The sequence below is a fragment of the Mesorhizobium sp. M7A.F.Ca.ET.027.03.2.1 genome (genome assembly GCF_003999175.1).
Classification (GTDB): Bacteria; Pseudomonadota; Alphaproteobacteria; order Rhizobiales; family Rhizobiaceae; genus Mesorhizobium.
On record NZ_RZOM01000543.1, the window covers coordinates 1 to 4,086 of the forward strand.

At 63.9% G+C, this 4,086-nt stretch carries 4 protein-coding genes and 1 pseudogene; 4 read left to right on the top strand and 1 reads right to left on the bottom strand.

The genetic code is table 11. The features are described from left to right. The 4 genes from EN750_RS21760 to EN750_RS21775 form a co-directional block, all read left to right on the top strand. The coding region (locus EN750_RS21760; RefSeq protein ID WP_348629614.1) for an aminoacyl--tRNA ligase-related protein at positions 1 to 316 on the top strand (316 nt) is incomplete at its 5' end. Then, positions 316 to 1,074: a 5'/3'-nucleotidase SurE gene (gene surE, locus EN750_RS21765; protein WP_127397607.1), complete on the top strand. Its 759-nt coding sequence runs from the start codon at positions 316 to 318 to the stop codon at positions 1,072 to 1,074. The genes EN750_RS21760 and surE, both read left to right, overlap by 1 nt. Beyond that, the gene (locus EN750_RS21770) at positions 1,071 to 1,724 is read left to right on the top strand and encodes a protein-L-isoaspartate(D-aspartate) O-methyltransferase (protein ID WP_127397608.1); all 654 of its coding nucleotides are present in this window, start codon (positions 1,071 to 1,073) and stop codon (positions 1,722 to 1,724) included. Before surE ends, EN750_RS21770 begins: the two co-directional genes overlap by 4 nt. 202 nt (positions 1,725 to 1,926) lie before the next feature. Then, positions 1,927 to 3,438, top strand: coding sequence for a peptidoglycan DD-metalloendopeptidase family protein (locus tag EN750_RS21775; protein WP_127267602.1), 1,512 nt, complete (start codon positions 1,927 to 1,929; stop codon positions 3,436 to 3,438). 113 nt (positions 3,439 to 3,551) lie between these two features. Here EN750_RS21775 and EN750_RS21780 read toward each other — a convergent pair. After that, positions 3,552 to 4,086 (bottom strand): annotated as a pseudogene (locus tag EN750_RS21780) (oxidoreductase); the annotation flags it as partial.

A 4,086-nucleotide genomic window follows, 5' to 3' on the forward strand; every position in this document is an offset into this window, starting at 1 on the left:
GTGCACCGGCGACATGGGGTTTGGCGCGCGCAAGACCTACGATATCGAGGTCTGGTTGCCCGGCCAGAACGCCTATCGTGAGATCTCGTCCTGCTCGGTGTGCGGCGATTTCCAGGCGCGCCGCATGGACGCGCGCTACAAGGACAGAGACGGCAAGGGCAACCGCTTCGTCCACACCCTCAACGGCTCGGGCACAGCCATTGGCCGCGCGCTCATCGCCGTCATCGAAAACTACCAGAACGAGGATGGCAGCGTAACCATTCCTGAAGTGCTGCGGCCTTACATGGGCGGCCTGGAAAAGATCGAAGCGAAATAATGCGTATCCTCCTGACCAATGACGACGGCATTCATGCCGAGGGCCTGGCGTCGCTCGAACGCGTCGCGCGCACGCTGTCCGACGATGTCTGGGTGGTGGCGCCCGAGCAGGACCAGTCCGGCTACGCGCATTCGCTGTCGATCTCGGAGCCGCTGCGGCTGCGCAAGATCGGCGAGAAGCATTTTGCCGTGCGCGGCACGCCGACCGATTGCATCATCATGGGCGTCAAGAAGATTCTGCCTGGCGCACCCGACCTGATCCTGTCCGGCATCAATTCCGGCGCCAACATCGCCGATGACGTCACCTATTCGGGCACCGTCGCCGGCGCCATGGAAGGCGCGCTGCTCGGTATCCGCTCGATCGCGCTCAGCCAGGGCTACAGCTATGTCGGCGAAGATCGCGTCGTGCCCTACGAGACGACAGAGGTGCTGGCGCCGGCGCTGCTGAAGAAGCTGGTCGCGACGCCGTTGCCGGACGGCGTGCTGCTCAACGTCAATTTTCCCAATTGCACGCCCGAAGAGGTCGCCGGCACGGTGGTCACCACGCAAGGCAAGCTCGTGCACTCCCTGTGGGTCGACGAGCGCCGCGACGGGCGCGGCCTGCCATACTACTGGCTGCGCTTCGGCGGCGAGCCGGTCGAGGGCAAGCAAGGCACCGATCTCTACGCCTTGCGCAACAGGCTGGTGTCGGTGACACCGCTGCAGCTCGATCTGACCGCGCATGAAATCCGTGACCAATTGAGCAAGGCGCTTGCATGAACCAGGGGATCGATGACCGTGAAGGTTTTGCTGCCTTTCTGCTGCGTCTGCGCGGTCGGGGGACTGTGCCGAAAGCGCTGATCGCGGCCTTCGAGGCGACGCCGCGGCGCGGCTTCCTGGCGGCCCAGTTCCATCAGATCGCCTGGTCGGAGCGAATGCTGCCGATCGAATGCGGCGAGGCGATCGAAGGTGCCGATATGCAGGCGGCGGTGATCGCGGCGCTCGCTATCGAGCAGGGCAACCGCGTGCTCGAGATCGGTACCGGTTCGGGCTACACCTCGGCGGTGATGTCGCGGCTGGCGGCGCGGGTCATCACCACCGATCGCTACAAGACGCTCGCCGAGCAGGCCAGGCAGCGCTTCGAGGCGCTCGGCATCGGCAATGTCATCGTGCGCCACGCCGATGGTTCCGGTGGCCTGCCGAATGAAGGGCCGTTCGATCGCATCGTTGCATGGGCGTCCTTCGACAGCCTGCCGCGTTTCCTGCTCGACCAATTGTCGAGCGGCGGCATCGTCATCGCGCCGATCGGCCCCGAAGAGGGCGAACAGGTGCTGGCCAAGCTGACCAAGGTCGGCAGCCGCTTCGAGCGTGAAGACATCGGCCTCGTTCGCCTGCAGCCGATCCTGCGCGGTGTCGCCGCTATCATCTAGCGCGTATGCCGATGATCAGGCCGCGCCGCGTCGGGTGCGCGCCCGTCTTCGGCCCCGGCCGGCATGACCTGAAAATCTCCCCTGGGCTCGCTCTCTAATATTTTAAGAAAAATTGCGCCGGATTCCATGGGGTTAACCGTCGAGTAACATTAACGCGCTTTAATCATGCCTAGTTTGTACCGGGTATGTGCGGGTTAGTGCGATGCAACTCAGTGTTTTGAAGACAAGCGGTCGCAATCTGGCGCGAGGCTGCGCCATACTGATGGTCGCGGGTGCTGCTGCGGGGTGCAGTTCCCAGGTTTCGCGGTTCAATGGCGTCGACGACGTCTTTACATCCTCGACCAACAATCAGCGCACCATCATCAACAAGCAGGATGCCGTACAGCAGCCTTATCCGGGCGATGTCGCCGCCGCTCCGATCGATGGCAGCCATACACAGTCGGTCAGCCGCTCCAGCCTCGATCCGGTCTCGACGCGGCCGCTGCCTCCGCCCGTTGCCCAGGCTCCCGAAGTGGCGCCGGTATCGAAGCCGGTGCGCACCGCATTGGCCCCCGCACCGCATGTCGACAGGACCACGACCGGCACCGTCGCCCCGGTGGCATCGCCTTTCAAGGTTTCGCAACCTGACGAACCCCGCGTGGCTGCTTCCGGCACTCCGCATGCAACCGAGATCGTCGTCAGGGACGGCGAAACGATCGGCGGCCTGGCGCAGCGCTACAAGGTGCCGTCCGACGTGATCATGAAGGTCAACGGGCTGAGCGCGACCAAGGGGCTGAAGACCGGCCAGAAGCTGGTCATCCCGGCCTACGCCTATTCGAGCAAGAGCGAGCCGAAGCTCGCGGATGCCAAGCCGGCGAAAGACACCAAGCACAACCTGCCGGCCACTGCGCCGGACAAGGTCGCCGTCCTGCCGCAGCAGCCGAAGCCTAGGGAGGGCAAATCCACCGCTCAGGTCGACACGTCGGCCGCCGCGAGCCAGCCCAAGGAGCCCAAGCCGCAGGTAGCCGCGGCCAAGGCGACCAATGCAGCTGGCACCTATACGGTTCAGTCGGGCGACACGCTTTCCTCGATTGCCAGGAAAACCGGTGTCGGAGTCGTTGCCATCAAGCAGGCCAACGGCATGCAGGATGGCTTGCTCAAGATCGGCCAGACCCTGAAGGTGCCCGCCGGCGGAACCGCGACCGTCGCCGCCGCCAAGCCGGCCAAGGTCGATCCGGTGACGACGGCCACGACGCAGCCCGCGGCAAAGACCACGCCGTCGGAAACGCTGGCGTCCTACACGCCGCCGAAGAAGGATTCGAAGGTCATCCAGCAGGCCGAGGCCGACGATGCCGTCGCGCCTGACGCCACCGGCATCGGCAAGATGCGCTGGCCGGTGCGCGGTCGCGTGATCTCCGGTTTCGGCTCCGGCAAAGACGGCGTCGACATCGCCGTGCCCTCGGGCACACCGGTCAAGGCAGCCGAGAACGGTGTCGTCATCTATGCCGGCGACGGCCTCAAGGAATTCGGCAACACGGTGCTGGTGCGCCACGAGAATGGCCTGGTCACCGTCTACGGCCACGCCAGCTCGATCGAGGTGCAGCGCGGCCAGAAGGTCAAGCGCGGCCAGGAAATCGCGCTGTCGGGCATGAGCGGCACGACGGACTCGCCGAAGCTGCACTTCGAAGTGCGCAAGAACTCGGCCCCGGTCGATCCCTCGGGTTACCTCGAATAGAAGAAAAAAAGCAATTTGCGGGCCGTCTGACCTCCAGTCCGGCCCGCCGGCTCAGCCCGTTCCGAAAGGAGCGGGCTTTTTCAGTTTCAACGCGACGCGCCAGTCTTCAAGCTTCAAAGACGATCACGCAGAGTGTCGGCGATCATGACGTCAAGGCCGCTGGCCTTGATTCCGAGAAGCGTCTCCGCGTCGGAGGAATCGACCAGCAAGGGATTGTCGAAGAGATAGCTCATCTCGATGAGTTCATGCATGCCCAATGCTTCCATTTCGGGGATGGAATAGGAACGTGTTTCTGGAATTTCACGGTGAAGCATTGCCGCCGTCGTCAGGATGAGTTCCCGGGGTGAGGCGTGTTGCGATGGAGCATGGAACGCCCGTCGCCATTCGCCCGTGTAGCGGGAAGCGGCGACCAGCGTCCTGGCCACGTCCTTCGTGAAGGACCAGGCATGAGTCGCGTCGAGGTTTCCAATGAAAGCAGTCGGCTTCCCCTCGATTATTGAGGGCAGCGCGACCAGTGAGAAAGAGCTGATCGCGCCATGTCCAAGATAATCGCTGGACCGCACTTCGATTGCCGGCACGTCCGCACGGACCGCCCGCTGCCACATGATCGTGCGGGCGGTCCCTTTCTTCGAAGTCGGATCCAGAGAC